Origin of the sequence: Haloferax mucosum ATCC BAA-1512, assembly GCF_000337815.1 — an archaeon.
GTDB lineage: Archaea > Halobacteriota > Halobacteria > Halobacteriales > Haloferacaceae > Haloferax > Haloferax mucosum.
This window is the reverse complement of sequence record NZ_AOLN01000015.1, coordinates 22,816-37,276: the sequence shown is the minus strand read 5'-3', so window position 1 is coordinate 37,276 and position 14,461 is coordinate 22,816. Positions and strand designations below refer to the sequence as shown.

The following is a 14,461-nucleotide window of genomic DNA, read 5'->3' as shown; positions in this document are numbered from 1 at the left end:
TACTCATACAACGCCCACTGGACAGCTGTCCAGTGGGCTTTTTTCATTTATAGCGGGCGCACTCGCCCGCATACATCACACACATACAGCTACTTCTATCAGCCGCGTACAGTTCGCGGTCGAGAGTGGCGATGCACTCACCCGAATCGACTATTTTGATACCGGAATACGCACGCTACTCGACGAACACCACACCCCCGTGGCCGACAGCCGCCACGTAACGCGAAAAATCGGCGAAATCGACGGACAGCGGTCCGATTCCAAACGCGTTGATTGGGGTGAAATTCAGCGAAAACCGGGGTTACGATTCTCCCCTTTTACCGTATTAGGTGCAGAAGGAGGGGTTGCATGCGCGGCAGCAAACACTTCACCGTAGTCATGGTCGTTGCGATGCTCGCTACCGCGGTGGTCCCCGGGACCGCCGGTGCGGCGAGCACCGATGCCCTCCACGTCGGTGTCACGCAGGACGCCGACACGGGCGACGTGACAGTCACCGTGACACAGAACGAGACGGCCGTCGGGAACGCGACAGTCGTCGTTGAATCGAGTGGGAACTACACTGGTAACGGCACGTACGCGACGGACGAAAACGGCACCATCGATCTCCCCGAGCCACGAGAGCGCGTGAACGCGACGTTCACCGTCTCCGAGGAGAACGAGACGGCCAACGTGTCCGTTACCCTCGTCCCGCTCGACGAGTCGCTCGACATCTCCGTCGAGGCTGACGACACCAACGACACCATCACCGCCACTGTCACCCAGTACGGTGAGTCTGTCCAAGGTGCGTCGGTCGTAGTCAACGGGAGCGACTACGACAACGGAACTGACGAGACGAACGCGAATGGCATCGTCGAGGTCGCCGAACCGGCGACCACGACGAACCTGACGTTCGTCGCGTCGGCCGACAACCGCACGGCAGAGACGACAGTCACCGTCGAAGCCGATGAACTCGAAGTCTCCGTCTCGCAGAGCGAAAATGAGTCGGTCACGGTCGCAGTGACCGAAGACGGCGAACCCGTCGAAAACGCGTCTGTTGCGGTTAGCGGGAACTACACGGACGCGGGCGAGTACGAGACTGGAACCGCGGGAACGGTCGAGCTTGCCGCGCCACTGCAGACCGTCACGGTCGATGTAACCGCCGAGTACGATGGACAAACCGCCGAAACGGCCGTCACCCTACAGAGTGACGTCGCCGCGGACGACTCGTTTGGACAACTCGTCAGCCGATTCGTCGAGCGCCTGAAAGAAAGCGGTGTTGACGGTCCCATGGGTCAGGCAGTCTCTGACTTCGTGACCGAGAATAAGCCGGGTAACGCGGACGACAAGCGCCCGGACCACGCCGGCTCGAAGAACAGCAGTGACGGTGATGGCGACGCAGACGCGTCCTCCGACAAGGCCGGAAAGCGCGGCCCGCCGGAGCACGCGAACGACGACAAGGGCGACGAAGACCAACAGACGAAGACAGAGCAGACTGACGAAGACGAGTCAGAAGAGACAGACGACGCTGACGAGGAATCCGATGACGACTCGGCGGAAGAGACCGACAAGGGACCAAACAAAGGAGGGCCGCCAGAACACGCGAACAACGACAAATAACGCTTCGAACATGGGTTTCCACGTAGCGAGCGTGGACTGAGGATTCGGTTTCACCTTTCGGATGCGTCCGGGCGAGTACTGTGGAACAGAGGCACCCCACATCAATCACACGAGACATTTCATGTCTCGCACGACCACGACCGTCGCCGTCAGAGCCGGCGGTCGGGATACTCACTCGCCGGACGCGATTTCTTCTACGGGGACGTCACCGAGCGCGCCGACGAGCGCCGGCTCGACGTCGAACCGCTGTACCGCGAGTCGCGCACCCGTGATGACGAGGTCAGTATCGACGCGCGCTGGCATACCGCTCGGAAACCACGCCGAATCATCAGTCACGCGAACTGTCGGGCGAAGCGAACTGCGCAGACGTCGGTGTGCAAAGAGTGTCGAAAGAAACGCGAGCGACGCCGCGAGCGCGGTGCCGCCGCCGTCGAACGACGCATCACCAGACACGTCACGCGCTTGTTCGAGCGCACCGGCGACGGCAAAAGACCGTCTTGCCTCGTCGCCGTCGGCGAGCGCACGCGAAATTGCGGCGTCTTGCATCTCTCGAATGACCGCTTCGGTGCTCGGTTCTGTGTCCATTGTGAGGAACCTCAGAACGAAATCGAGTTACGAATTTTCGAACGCTGGAACACGAAGCGAGTGGGAAACGACCGTCTCGTCGGGAAGAAGCGAAACCGTACCGAGGAACACCGTCTCACCTTCGGGTGCGTTTGTCGCAATCGTTTGTAGCGTCGATTGCTGGTCGAGGTGCTCCCACGTGGTGCGCTCGACGAGCCGCTGAAACGCGTCGGGGTCTGTCCATCCCGAGCCGATGTCGGACGGGACGTTGACCACGAACCGAAGTTCCGTCTCGGTGACGTGGATACCAACACCGAACGTATCCGCCTCGGATTGTGAATCTGTTTCCGACGCGGCGTTTGCGCTCTCGTCCCGGGTTCTCATTAGCGGGTGTCCGTGACGTGGAGACAAAGATGCACCGGACGCGGCTTTCATCGAATTCAGTCTTCGACTGGCCGTCAGAATACTGTGTGATGGGTCGTTTTCGAACGATTACCCCCCGAGTCGAGAGTCCAGACACAGTCTCCAAGGCCACGAACGCGAGACAGTCACTCGCACACAGAGACCAACGTCGAACCGTTATTAGCGTTCGAGATACCAGTCCGACCAACGAATGAGTTACAAGATTGGTCTCGTCGGAAAACCATCCGTCGGGAAGTCGAGTTTCTTCAATGCGGCGACGATGAACGACGTGCCCGAGGGCGCGTATCCGTTTACGACTATCGACCCCTCCATCGGCGAGGCGTACGTCCGCGTCGAGTGTGCGGCACCGGAGTTTGACGAGTCGTGTACGCCTTCGGTCGGCTACTGTGACCACGGAATGCGATTCGTTCCGGTCAAACTCGTTGACGTTGCGGGACTCATCCCCGGTGCACACGAGGGCAAAGGTCTGGGGAACCAGTTCCTTACCGACCTCAACGAAGCCGACGTTCTCGTTCACGTCGTCGATTTCTCCGGAGAGACTGACATCGAAGGCGAAGCGACCGAGGGCCACGACCCCCGCGAGGACATCGACTTCCTCGAAAACGAACTCGACATGTGGTATCTCGACATTCTGGAGAAAGGCATCGACCGCTACCGCTCTGGGTACCACGGCGAGGAAAAGGATATCGAGATCGACCTCGCAGAACAGATGTCCGCGTTCAAGACGAACAAAGACGAGATCAAGCAGGTCATCCTCGCTTTGGATATCGGACTCGACCCCGACGAGTGGGACGACGAGGACAAAGAGGCGCTCGCCCGCGAAATCCGAAAGCGGACGAAGCCGATAATCATCGCGGCGAACAAGATGGACAAGCCGGTGTCTCAGGCGAACTTCGAGGAGATTACGGCCGACGAGGAGTACGAACACCTCACGTTCGTCCCAACCAGCGCGCACGCCGAGAAGGCACTGAAGAAAGCAGACGAAGGCGGCGTCGTCGAGTACCAACCGGGGAGCAACGACTTCGATATCGTCGGTGACGTAAGCGGCGAACAGGAAACGGGTCTCGAACAGATTCGTGAGTTCATCGCCGAGTACGGCGGCACGGGCGTCCAGCAATCGCTCGAAAACGCGCTTTTCGACGTGATGGGCGCAATCGCCATCTTCCCCGGCAGTGCAAACGGTAAGAGCGACTCGCAGGGTGTCTTCCGCGACTGTTTCATTCTTCCCGAAGGCTCGACGACCGAGGACTTCGCGTACCACTTGCACTCCGATATCGGCGACGGACTTCTCCACGGTATCGACTGCCACTCGAAGCGCCAAATCGGGTCCGACCACGAACTCACCCACCGCGATGTCGTCGAAATCGTTTCGACGAACTAACCGTCACGAACTGCAACCGCAACACCGTTATGCGCGTGGATGCACGACCCGGATATGGGTGAGGCCGAATCAACGGCGGCAACACTCGACGTCGAGATTGGGGGACTCGGCGGCGAGGTAACGCTTGTCGATCTGTTTCCGTCTTCGTGGGTCGAGACGCATTGTGACGCGACATCTATCGGTGAATTCGTCGAAGAAAGTGGGTTCGAAGTTTCGGACCAGGAATCGTTCGAATCGATTCCGTCCCACAAGTGGGACCGGTACGTCGATTCGAACACCGAGTTCGATGACTGGCAGGCGATGCTCTCTGCCGGTGTCGAACGCTACGTCCTCGAACGGGCGAACATCGCCGAGTCAGACGCTGACGTTTCTGCTGTCGGTACAGACACTATCGAAACAGCCGATTCGACCGAGACGGCCGAATCGGTCGATAGTGGCGACGCGGCCGAAAGAGAAGAGTCGGCCGAGGCGAGTGTCTGACCGCGGGTACTGAAAACGGCGAGTACGTAACTCAGTTCGCTCCGGCGTCGTCGATCAGTCCGACACCGCGTGCGAGCGCAGTATCCCACCACTCGTGAGCCTGTGCAGTCGCAACTGAAAGCGGGTCGTCTGGCGTGTCGGGGCGGTCGCGTCCCGCTTTGAGGTCGTGACACCACCATTCGACATCGTGCCACGCGTCGTGTTTGTAGCCGACGTGCTCGAATCGCCCGACGCGCTCGAAATCGAACGACTCGTGAAAGGCGATGCTTGCCGGGTTAGGCGTCGTAATCACGGCGAACGCGGTCACGTACCCCTGACGGTCGAGAATATCCAGAAGCGACGTGTACAACCCGCGTGCGACGCCGCGACGCTGGAACGCCGGTGCGACGTAGACCGACGTCTCGATGGCCCACTGGTAGGCGTCGCGCTGTCGGACGGGACCAGCGTAGGCGTATCCGACGAGGTCGCCGTCGAATTCGCAGACGAGCCACGGATGGTGTGTCTTTTCGTCGAGTTTCGATTCGAGGTCGGACACGCTCGGCGTGTCGTACGCGAACGTAATCGCGGTCGATTCGACGAACGGCTCGTACAGCGCCCGAATCTCGGGGAGGTCGGACTCGGTCGCGGCGCGGATACGGACGGTCATGACGCTGGTTTTGATGCGGTCATGTGGGGAGAAAGGTGCGACGATGACGGCCGTTCTCGCGGCCGAAATCGGGTACAGACGTTAGTTTCTGGGTGGCGCCGAGTCGATAGTGTCGGCGACTTCCTGTGCCCGTTGACGAATCGAAGCCGCGTCCGCTCGGACGTGTTCCCCATCGTCGTAGAGGACGGACCCATCGATCATGGTGAACTCCACGTCGTCGCCGTGGGCGGAGAACACGAGATGCGACAGCACGTCGTGTATGGGTGTCGCGCGGGTACAGTCGGTTGTCAGGCCGACGATATCGGCTTTCCAGCCTTCTCGCAGACGGCCGACGCGGTCGAACCCGGCCGCCTTCGCGCCGTTTCTCGTCGCCATCTCGAAGACGGTCGCGGCGGGCGTACTCGTCGGGTCGAACGAATCGACTTTCTGAAGCAGGCTGGCCTGTCGCATCTCGGTGAAGGGGTCGAGCGTGTTGTTACACGGCGGGCCGTCGTTGCCGAGCGCGACGTTGATGCCGCGGTCGAGGTAGTCCGGAATTGGGGCGATTCCTGACGCGAGTTTCATATTCGACGACGGGCAGTAGGTGACGTGTGTTCCGGTTTCTGCGAGCACCTCGCGTTCGGAGTCGTCGGTGTGAACGCAGTGGGCGAGAACGACGTCGGACCCCGTCAGGCCCACCTCGTCGAGCCAGTGAATGTTGCGCATTCCCGTCTCGGATTTGACGGTCTCGATTTCGTCGCGGTTCTCACTCGCGTGGGTGTGGATACGGACGCCCTCGTACGCGTCGGCGAGTTCGCGCGTGCCGCGAAGACACGCCTCCGAGCAGGTGACGGCGAACCGGGGCGTCACGGCGTACTGGATTCGGCCGTCGAACGTGTCGTGATAGCGCTCGATGAGACGTTTCGACTCGGCGAGACCGGAATCTGTCTCTTCTTGGAGACCGTCGGGCGCGTTCGTATCCATGAGCACCTTGCCGATGCGGCCGCGGATTCCCATCTCGCCGGCCGCCTCGAACGCTTCGTCGGCGTGGCGAACAGAGAGGTGGTCAACGACCGTCGTCGTCCCCGACTCGATGAGTTCGAGATAGCCGAGTTCCGCGGCGACGCGCATTCCGTCGGCGTCGAGTCCGGCCTCCATCGGAAGCACGTGGTCGAAAAGCCAGTCGAGAAGCGCCGTGTCGTCGGCGAGACCCCGTCCGAGCGACTGCACGGAGTGGACGTGTCCGCCGACGAGTCCCGGCGCGATAATGTCGAACTCGCGCCGTTCGTGGTCGGGATACGTTTCGAGAAGCTTCGCTCGCGCACCGATTGCGACGATTCGGTCGTCGGCAACGACGACAGCACCGTCTTCGATGATGGTCGTCGCGTCCGCGACCACCGTACCCGCAAGTAACATCCTCGTTTGGGTAGTAGAGCGGGCGTGAAATATGTGCGGAACTGGTTGTCCGCACGGTCAGGCGTCCCACGCGATTCGGGCCGAGGTGCCGGTGCTACGAGTGCGAACGGATTCGAGGTCGCCACTGCTTGCCGACGAGTCTTGGGAGGAATTGAACCCGAATACGACCGCTGTCGCTCACAGGTTAGAATTCGAGAGAAGTGCTCCGTCAGGGATTCGAACCCTGGTCATCACCGTGAGAGGGTGATATGATTGGCCGGACTACACCAACAGAGCACGTTGGTACACCATTTGTTATCAGGTAAGATTGTAAAAGGCTGTCGCTTCAAATTGGCCGTGATACCCCCTGACGTGTTGCGATTAGACGACTTGCGTCCCTGCTCGATACACCTGTCTGACGGTCCGCCACGCGCTCGGGTCCACGGTCGGGTCGGCACCGAGGACGACGAGGTCAGCGACGTACCCCGGTTCGATTTTCCCCACGTCGTCCAACCCGAGGGGGTCCGCCCCACCGACGGTCGCGGCTTCGAGAGCCGCTTCGGACGAGAGTCCGTGTTCGTCCAGCAACTCATCTCTCGAAGCGCTCGGCGGCGTCTTCGGCCTTTGCAACGGCGGAAGCTGGAATCCCGGATTCGATACCGTGTTCGACGATTTCGTGGACTGCGGACGCCGTCGGTATCGACGACCCGGGCATCGGTGGGGTGTGGACATACATCACACAAACCCGACGGACAACCTAAATGCGATAGTGTCTTCGAGATGAAAAAATGGCCTCTCGGCTCAGTCGGCGAGTACGTCGCCGACGCTGACCGAATCACCGACCGACAACGCGTCTCCCCACGACGATTCGGGAACGGCCGTGTTGACCATCAGCCTGAAGTCGTGGTTGAACCAGTCGCCGCCGGACCACTCGGGGAGCGTCTCGCGGCGTTTGGTCACGAACGTCTCGCGGAACCCCGGCGTCTCTTCGCCAGTATCGGGGTTTCGGGTCGGAACGACACAGCGCTGGCAGGGATTGACACCTTCGAACGCGGTGGTCTCGAAAGAGAACTCGACGGTTGTCTCGCGCTGGTCGAACAGATGGTCCTCCCAGAACGCGTCGGGCGCGTCGAGTTCGAGATTCGGCCGGAGTCGCCGACGCATCTCGTCGGTGTCGATGCCGTCGAACCACGAAGCCACCGTCTCGATGGTAGCCGTCGAGATGACGGTCGGACCGCTCGCGTCCGTGTCGTCGGGAAACCCACCGTCACGGTCTCGCCGGAGTTCGACCGGGTAGCCGAAATATTCCGAGAGCCACCCGTCTGCCTCGCCGATTGGCCCGTGGTACTCGTCCATTTCGGGGGCACTGAGACGCACAGTCCCGGCTTCGAGAGCGACCGAACTGCGGATTCGGTGGACCGCTCGTTCGCGCTTCCCGTTGACGTAGTTTCCGTCCTCGTCGAAGATGGCGTACTCTCTGTCGCCGCGAAGCCCTCCGTTTTCGACGATTTCGGCCCGCTCGACGAATTCGGGGTCGAGCGATTTCACTGGGTAGATGGCGATTCGGTCGAGTACGACGTCGGCATCGGCGGCCGACGAACCCGGTTCATCCACGCTCCCGTCTATCATCTACTCCTCGGGTTCTTCCGCGGTCGCGTCCGCGAACACTTCAGAGGCGGTGCCTTCGTCAACGACTTCGTAGCCCGCTTCGGACACCGTCACGATGTTCAGTTCGCCGCTTTCGAGGTCGGGGTCGGCTTCGAGAAGCGCCGTGACCGCGAGCGTGAGACCGTCTTCGAGGGTCAGGTCGTCGGAGTAGCCGGCTTCGAGCGCGGCCTGTACGTCGTCGCGGTGGCCGCCGATGGCGACTGCCTTCCACTCCTGCGGCGTGCCCGAGGGGTCGGCCGCGAACAGGCGACCCTCACCGTTTTCGACGCCGCCGATGAGAAGCGAGGCCCCGTAGGGGCGGATACCACCGGACTGCGTGCTCTCTTGGATGTTGTCGGTAATCGCTTTGGTGAGCGTTTCGACGCCGATGGGTTCGCCGTAGCGGAGGCGTTCGCGCTGTGCGGTCGTCCGGGCGAAATCGACGAGTTTGCGCGCGTCGGCGACGTGGCCTGCCGTGGCGGCACCGAGCGTGTCTTCGAGTTTGTGAAGCTTTTCGATGCTCTCTGCTTCCATAAGTTTCGACTGCGTGGCACGACGAGCGGCGAGAACGACGCCGTCAACCGTTCTGATGCCGAGTACCGGCGCGCCGCGCTTGACGGCTTCGCGGGCGTATTCGACCTGATAGATGCGACCGTCGGGTGAGAAAAGCGACGTTCCGCGGTCGTACGCCTGCTTGTCGTTTCGGTTCATCGTGCAACCTCCTCGCGCGCGTCAGCGACGTTCGTCATTACCCCGTGGTCCGTTCCGGAGGCGGAAAAAGCCACCACACCCGGCATGGGTGTGGGGTTCATTCTGAGAGCGACCGTCCGACGGGGCGTATCGACGAAGTAGGGCCGGAGTCGCTCCCGAATCGCGGTCGATTGCCAAAGCGGTCACTCGTCGTCGGGGTTCTGTGCCTGCTCCGTCAGTCGAATCGGCTGAATCAGTCACGCCATTCGAATCAATCACATCACCTTCGTCTACTCGTCACCCCTCGACGACGGGTGCCTCCGGCGCGTTCTCTTTGACACTCTCGATACCCCGCTGAGCACCTTGCTTCGATGCGTAGCCTTCGCCGGAGTCGGCGATGATGTTCCCGTTGTCGTGGACGAGTCGCCAGCGCCACTCGTCGCGCGCGTCAGCGTACAGTTCGAAATGTGCCGACATGCCGACGGGTACGACGCCGGCAAACAAATGTCATTCGGCAGAGATTCGTATTCGGTCACGCTTGGCGGGCACTAAATCGCACTCCGCCGCGGCCGCCGTCGAATTTGGGTGACAATGTGGTCGTAGTGCGAATGCATTGCGGGCGGAATCGCGTTAGAACCCGGAAAATCGTCATGTACTGCTGTGTGGTGGTCTGAACCGACGATGTTCCCGAACGACAAACCGGCCACCCCCCGAACCCGACGCGCATTCCTCGGTACGACCGCCACGGCGACGCTACTGGCGCTTGCTGGCTGTACCGGCGACGGCGGGTCCGGCAGTGAGCCGACCGAGACGACGACCGCGACCGAATCGCCGATGACGACCACGGAGGAACCGACCACGACCGACGAACCGATGGGCAACCCGGACGTTCCCATCCTCAACTACGCGTTGACGCTCGAACACCTCGAAAACGCGTTCTACCGCGACGGACTCGAAACGTTCAGCGACGACGAACTCATGGAGGCCGATTCGCTTTCGATGTTCGGAGAGCGCATCCGCCGCGAAGTCCCCGAGTATCTCGCGGTCATCGGCGAACACGAGGCCGCCCACGTCGAGGCGCTCACGAAGACCGTCGAGGACCTCGGCGGAACGGCAGTCAAAGAGGGCACCTACGACTTCGGCTACGAGACGCCGAGCGAGTTCCTCGGCGTCGCCAAGGCGCTCGAAAACACCGGTGTCGCCGCCTACGCGGGCGCCGCGCCCTCAGTCGTCAGTAACGACATCCTTTCTGCCGCCGCCGGAATCCACAGCGTCGAAGCCCGACACGCCAGCTTCCTCAACCTCGTCAACGGCGACAGCCCGTACCCGAAGGCCGTAGACGAAGCCAGCACGATGACGGAAGTCCTCGACATCGCGGGCGGGTTCATCACGTCCGAGGTTGACCCGAGCGTCTACGAAACCAACGAGATGTCGCGTCCGGAACCGGACCGAAAGATGGACGACGGGACGACCGACGTTGACGTGCTCAACTACGCGTTGACGCTCGAACACCTCGAAAACGCGTTCTACCGCGACGGTCTCGAAGAGTTCTCTCCCGACGAAATCGCTTCGGCGTCCGCCCTCTCTGACTTCGGAGAGACGTTCCGGTCGAACATTCACGAACACCTCCAACAGGTCGGCGCACACGAGGCCGCCCACGTCGAGGCGCTCACGAAGACCGTCGAAGAGTTCGACGGCACGCCGGTCGAGGAGGCGACTTACGACTTCGGCTACGAGACGCCGAGCGAGTTCCTCGGCGTCGCCAAGGCGCTCGAAAACACCGGCGTCGCCGCCTACGCGGGTGCCGCGCCCTCGGTCACGAGCGATGCAGTCTTCTCGGCCGCACTGGGAATCCACAGCGTCGAAGCCCGACACGCCAGCTTCCTCAACGAACTGAACGCGACGTCGCCGTTCCCCGACGGCGTTGACGAGTCGAAGTCGATGGACGAGGTTGTCGAAATCGCCAGCCAGTTCATCGTCAGCGACTAAGCCTTCGAACTGCCGACTCGCCATCGCTTCGGTCCCGGTTTTTTCGCGTCTTGCGGTCCGCCGTTCGTGGGTTCGTTGGCCACCTCTGATTCGACACCGTCGCAGTCGAAGACGCGACAGCAAGCGACTGACGACCCCGACATCGCGTGGCAGGCGATGTTGCTCTTTCACGTGCTAGAAACAGGCGCTATCGCGTTTTTAGCGTGGGTGACGTTGGTCTAATTTCACCCACCACCTACACGAGTCGTTACGGTACTGGTCGCTTGAACACGAGTGCAGTTTGCCCCGTTCCCGAGCCGGCGGGGCGAGAATCGGAGAGCGACTCCACGAGTTCCCAGCGGTCGTTTCCGAGTGAGTTCAGCGCGTCTTCCATCGGCGCAGTATCGCCGCTGAAGAGACCGCCGTCCGTCGTTCGAATGATTTTGTACTCCCAGCGGGTGCCGTCGGTGGTTCCTGTCATTGGGTTTGCTCCGTCGTCGCCGCGCCGCGTCGTTCGTACACGACGAACGAGAAGTCGTCGCGGGCGTCGCGGGCGGCTTCGACCCACGACGTCTCGTCTCCGGTATCACGCCAGTCGGGGAAGTAGGTATCCCCGTCGTACGCGTCGTCCAGTTCGGTGAGAATCAGTCTCGACGCGCGGTCGAGGAACTGCTCGTAGACGGTCGCGCCGCCGACGACGTACGCGGTTTCGACTCCCATCTCTGTCGCCGCCGTCTCCGCGGTGACGACGGCTTCGGTGACCGAGCCGACCGTTTCAGCACCCTCCGGAAGGTCGAGGTCCTGACTCGTGAGAACGATATTCTGACGTCCCGGAAGCGGACCGCCGACCTGTCGCGCGATGCTCTCGTAGGTGGTCCGGCCCATGACGACCGGGTGGCCCATCGTCGTCTCTTTGAAATGTTGCAGGTCCGCCGGGAGGTGCCACGGCATGTCGCCGTCGCGGCCGATAACCCCGTTTTCTGCGACGGCGGCGACGAGGGCGAACTGGACGCCGTCACCCGTCCGCTCGCTCATTCGGCCACCGCGAAGCGAATCCCGTCGTCCGGGTCGTAGTCTCGGAGGACGATATCGTCGAACGAAAGCTCCGATAGGGGCACGTCGGCCACGTCGAGACTCGGCCGCGAACGCGGCTCACGCGAGGCCTGTAACAGCAGGCCGGGAACGTGGTCGTAATCCTCTTGGCCGTCGGCTTCCGCCGGGGCCGCATCGAGAAGCCACTCGCGGACTTCGAGGTAGCCCTCGGACTCCGTCACGTTGGACAGACGGGTTTGGAGTTCGTCGAGGTTGTCACCGTACCACGCACCGCGCTCGCCGGTACCGCAGTAGACGTGCGCATCGACAATCGTGTGCGCGAACTTTCCGAGTTCGAATCCGGTGCGCTGGGCGACGACCTGCGCGAGAATCGCGTACGCCGCGAGGTTGAACGGGACGCCGAGGGCGATGTCGCCGGAGCGCTGGGTCAAATGGAGATTGAGCTTGTCACCCTGCACGTTGAAGACGAACGTGTAATGACACGGCGGAAGCGTCGAGACCGCCGCGTTCGCCGGGTGCCACGCGTTGATGACCATCCGGCGCGAGTTGGGGTTTTCTTCGAGGGTGTCGAGGACGTAGGCGAGCTGGTCGAACGTGCCTTCGTCGTTCATCCAGCGGTGGTCGTCGTCGGGCCACGCCTCGCCCTCCAGACCGTCTTCGGGGACGGGATAGCGCCGCCAGAAGCGCCCGTAGGCCGTGTCGAGGTGTCCGTCCGCGTCGGCCCACGCGTCCCAGATACTCGTCTCCTCGCGGAGCGTCCGAATGTGTTCGTCTCCAGAGAGGTACCACAGGAGTTCGTGGATGAGCGAGTTCCAACGGAATCCCGAAAGGTCCTTCGTCGTGAGAAGTGGGAAGCCCTCCTGCAGATCGACTTCGTAGTGTTTCGAAAATCCGGAGATTGTGTCTACGCCCGTTCGATTCGGTTTGTACTGTCCGGTGCCGAGAACGTCTGTCACGAGGTCGAGATATTGGCGCATTGGTAGTTGAAAAGACCTGTTGTTGTTAACAACAGGTCACTCCCCCACGTGATGAACATTCTCAATTCTATTTGAAAATGTTAAAATTAAAACAATATTGGCGAGATTTCATCACAACATCGAAGACCCCACTCGCCGTACCGTTCCCCCACCATGATTCGAAACCTCGCGCAGGAAGTTCAAGCCTTCACGAGTAACGTGTTCCTTGTCGAAGGCGAGACGACTGCTCTCGTCGATACCGGTGCCAACTTCGACGTCATCCCGAGAATCAGCGAGGTAACGGACGACCTCGACGCAGTCTACATAACACACGCACACCCAGACCACGTCGGAAACACCGACGCCGTCCGCGAGGCGTTCGACGTAGAGTCGTGGGGCTACGACGCCGATAACCTCGCTGTCGGCAATCGAATCGAAGACGGCGAGCGCATCCAGATCGGCGACGACGTGTACGAAGCAATCTACACACCCGGACACAAGGACGACCACTTGTGTTTCTTCTCTCAGGAGTCGGGGGTCTGCTTCGCGGGCGACCTCGTGTTCGCTAACGGCGGCTTTGGCCGAACCGACCTCCCGGAGGGGGACCGCGAAGCGCTCATCGAGAGCATCGACCGCCTGCGCGAGACCGTCGGAGACGACGTCCGCGAGATTCACGTCGGTCACGGCCCGAGTATCGTGACACGACCGCAGGACGACCTCGAACTCGCCGCTCACGCGGCGCGAGTGAATCGCTGACTGGTATCGGACCGGCAAGCAGGTCGGGTCGGTTGGGTCGGCCGAGGTGGTCGGTCCCTATTCTTCGTCGTCTTCTTTTTGTCCGTCTTCGTCGTCCGGCACGGCATCCGGGTGGAGACCGAAGTAGCCCGGCTCGTCGCTTCGGGGGTCGTTGATGACGAAATCGTCCTGATTGGCGATAATCCACGGAATCGTCCACTGGACGATGCGGTCTTCGGTCTCCTCGTTGAGGTCGGCTTGGACCGACAGTCCCTGCATCAGGCGCGCGATTTCACCGACGGTGTACATGTAGTCCGGGTCGAGGATGTCCGCCGGTTCGTACAGGAGATACCCGTAGAGCGTGTCGAACTCGTCTTTTGGTTTGGGCATACTGCCGCTTCTCGGCGGACAGGCAAAACCCCGACGACCCGTCGCCCGCGGTCACGACGTGCTGGCGAGGGTGACGGTGTGGTCTTCAGGAACACATAGGTGTTTTTTAATTACTATCAGAACAAATATTGAAACGATGAGTGAGATGCTTTCGAGGGTTATCGATGTTTTTCGTGATTTCGCCGAGGATGATCTCCGGGATGTGTGGGTGTTCGACCACGAAGATTACGACAATCTCTTCGTGAGAGACGACATCGCCGTGGCTCTCGATTCGGTCGATGTTTCGCGGTTCGTCGATAACGAGCGCTTCGGCTACGTCACGAGAGATACCTACGAGGCGTTGTACTACGCGGATTACGCCTACACGGTTCGTGGATTCGACACGTTCGAACAGTTCCGGACGTTCGTCGGCGACAAACCAATCGGGCTGTTCGCAGGGTTCGACCGCGGTGCGTCTGGACGCGACTTCGCCGCCCTCAACGACCGTCTACAGGCGGTAGCCGACGAATTCGACGTCTCCGAACTGCTCGACGACTCCGAGACCGACAACTAACACGT

General features: G+C 61.3%; 18 protein-coding genes, 1 tRNA gene and 1 pseudogene. 7 read left to right on the top strand and 13 right to left on the bottom strand.

The genetic code is table 11. The features are described from left to right. Positions 1 to 348: 348 nt before the first annotated feature. Positions 349 to 1,596 (top strand): hypothetical protein, encoded by a 1,248-nt coding sequence (locus tag C440_RS11855; RefSeq protein ID WP_008320732.1) that lies wholly within the window; start codon positions 349 to 351, stop codon positions 1,594 to 1,596. A 171-nt stretch (positions 1,597 to 1,767) separates the two neighbouring features. Here C440_RS11855 and C440_RS11850 read toward each other — a convergent pair whose 3' ends face one another. Continuing rightward, complete coding sequence (locus tag C440_RS11850; protein ID WP_008320731.1) at positions 1,768 to 2,181, bottom strand: hypothetical protein; 414 nt, start codon at positions 2,179 to 2,181, stop codon at positions 1,768 to 1,770. Between the two features lie 27 nt (positions 2,182 to 2,208). After that, positions 2,209 to 2,544, bottom strand: coding sequence for a hypothetical protein (locus C440_RS11845; RefSeq protein ID WP_008320730.1), 336 nt, complete (start codon positions 2,542 to 2,544; stop codon positions 2,209 to 2,211). 229 nt (positions 2,545 to 2,773) lie between these two features. On the opposite strand from C440_RS11845, the gene C440_RS11840 reads away from it, so the two are divergent. Beyond that, positions 2,774 to 3,964 (top strand): redox-regulated ATPase YchF, encoded by a 1,191-nt coding sequence (locus tag C440_RS11840; RefSeq protein ID WP_008320728.1) that lies wholly within the window; start codon positions 2,774 to 2,776, stop codon positions 3,962 to 3,964. A 54-nt stretch (positions 3,965 to 4,018) separates the two neighbouring features. Continuing rightward, positions 4,019 to 4,444, top strand: a complete 426-nt coding sequence (locus C440_RS11835) for a hypothetical protein (RefSeq protein ID WP_008320727.1) — start codon at positions 4,019 to 4,021, stop codon at positions 4,442 to 4,444. 31 nt (positions 4,445 to 4,475) lie between these two features. On the opposite strand, the gene C440_RS11830 is transcribed toward C440_RS11835, so the two are convergent. The 7 genes and pseudogenes from C440_RS11830 to C440_RS11800 all read right to left on the bottom strand — a co-directional run bounded on the left by C440_RS11830 (position 4,476) and on the right by C440_RS11800 (position 9,278). Continuing rightward, a complete protein-coding gene (locus tag C440_RS11830) occupies positions 4,476 to 5,090 on the bottom strand; it encodes a GNAT family N-acetyltransferase (protein ID WP_008320726.1) in 615 nt (204 codons plus the stop codon). An 81-nt stretch (positions 5,091 to 5,171) separates the two neighbouring features. After that, positions 5,172 to 6,485, bottom strand: coding sequence for a 5'-deoxyadenosine deaminase (locus C440_RS11825; protein WP_008320725.1), 1,314 nt, complete (start codon positions 6,483 to 6,485; stop codon positions 5,172 to 5,174). 201 nt (positions 6,486 to 6,686) lie between these two features. Continuing rightward, positions 6,687 to 6,761: transfer RNA gene (locus tag C440_RS11820), tRNA-Glu, on the bottom strand. 84 nt (positions 6,762 to 6,845) lie between these two features. Beyond that, positions 6,846 to 7,164, bottom strand: a pseudogene (locus C440_RS17150) (amidohydrolase family protein); the annotation flags it as partial. 101 nt (positions 7,165 to 7,265) lie between these two features. Continuing rightward, entirely contained in the window at positions 7,266 to 8,093 is an 828-nt protein-coding gene (locus C440_RS11810; RefSeq protein ID WP_008320724.1) for an MOSC domain-containing protein, read from the bottom strand. Then, entirely contained in the window at positions 8,094 to 8,822 is a 729-nt protein-coding gene (psmA2, locus tag C440_RS11805) for a proteasome subunit alpha (protein WP_008320723.1), read from the bottom strand. A gap of 276 nt (positions 8,823 to 9,098) precedes the next feature. Continuing rightward, on the bottom strand, positions 9,099 to 9,278 hold the full coding sequence (locus C440_RS11800) for an HVO_2922 family protein (protein ID WP_049915784.1): 180 nt from the start codon (positions 9,276 to 9,278) through the stop codon (positions 9,099 to 9,101). A 204-nt stretch (positions 9,279 to 9,482) separates the two neighbouring features. Here C440_RS11800 and C440_RS11795 point away from each other — a divergent pair, with 204 nt between their 5' ends. Both C440_RS11795 and C440_RS17810 read left to right on the top strand, forming a co-directional pair. Next, positions 9,483 to 10,790 (top strand): ferritin-like domain-containing protein, encoded by a 1,308-nt coding sequence (locus C440_RS11795; RefSeq protein ID WP_049915782.1) that lies wholly within the window; start codon positions 9,483 to 9,485, stop codon positions 10,788 to 10,790. Between the two features lie 66 nt (positions 10,791 to 10,856). After that, positions 10,857 to 11,012 carry a hypothetical protein gene (locus C440_RS17810; protein WP_169317793.1) on the top strand — a complete coding sequence of 52 codons (156 nt, stop codon included), beginning with the start codon at positions 10,857 to 10,859 and terminating at the stop codon, positions 11,010 to 11,012. Between the two features lie 25 nt (positions 11,013 to 11,037). On the opposite strand, the gene C440_RS11790 is transcribed toward C440_RS17810, so the two are convergent. From C440_RS11790 to thyA, 3 genes are read right to left on the bottom strand one after another with little or no spacing between them, the layout of a single operon-like run. Then, a complete protein-coding gene (locus C440_RS11790; RefSeq protein WP_008320720.1) occupies positions 11,038 to 11,250 on the bottom strand; it encodes a DUF4177 domain-containing protein in 213 nt (70 codons plus the stop codon). Further along, a complete protein-coding gene (locus tag C440_RS11785; protein ID WP_008320719.1) occupies positions 11,247 to 11,804 on the bottom strand; it encodes a dihydrofolate reductase in 558 nt (185 codons plus the stop codon). Before C440_RS11785 ends, C440_RS11790 begins: the two co-directional genes overlap by 4 nt. Beyond that, complete coding sequence (gene thyA, locus C440_RS11780) at positions 11,801 to 12,799, bottom strand: thymidylate synthase (protein ID WP_008320718.1); 999 nt, start codon at positions 12,797 to 12,799, stop codon at positions 11,801 to 11,803. Before thyA ends, C440_RS11785 begins: the two co-directional genes overlap by 4 nt. 153 nt (positions 12,800 to 12,952) lie before the next feature. On the opposite strand from thyA, the gene C440_RS11775 reads away from it, so the two are divergent. Continuing rightward, complete coding sequence (locus tag C440_RS11775; protein WP_008320717.1) at positions 12,953 to 13,534, top strand: MBL fold metallo-hydrolase; 582 nt, start codon at positions 12,953 to 12,955, stop codon at positions 13,532 to 13,534. A 57-nt stretch (positions 13,535 to 13,591) separates the two neighbouring features. Here the strand turns inward: C440_RS11775 and C440_RS11770 are convergent, their stop codons facing one another. Next, positions 13,592 to 13,903, bottom strand: a complete 312-nt coding sequence (locus C440_RS11770) for a DUF5827 family protein (RefSeq protein ID WP_008320716.1) — start codon at positions 13,901 to 13,903, stop codon at positions 13,592 to 13,594. 136 nt (positions 13,904 to 14,039) lie between these two features. Here C440_RS11770 and C440_RS11765 point away from each other — a divergent pair, with 136 nt between their 5' ends. After that, positions 14,040 to 14,456, top strand: coding sequence for a DUF7522 family protein (locus C440_RS11765; protein WP_008320715.1), 417 nt, complete (start codon positions 14,040 to 14,042; stop codon positions 14,454 to 14,456). Positions 14,457 to 14,461 lie beyond the last annotated feature (5 nt).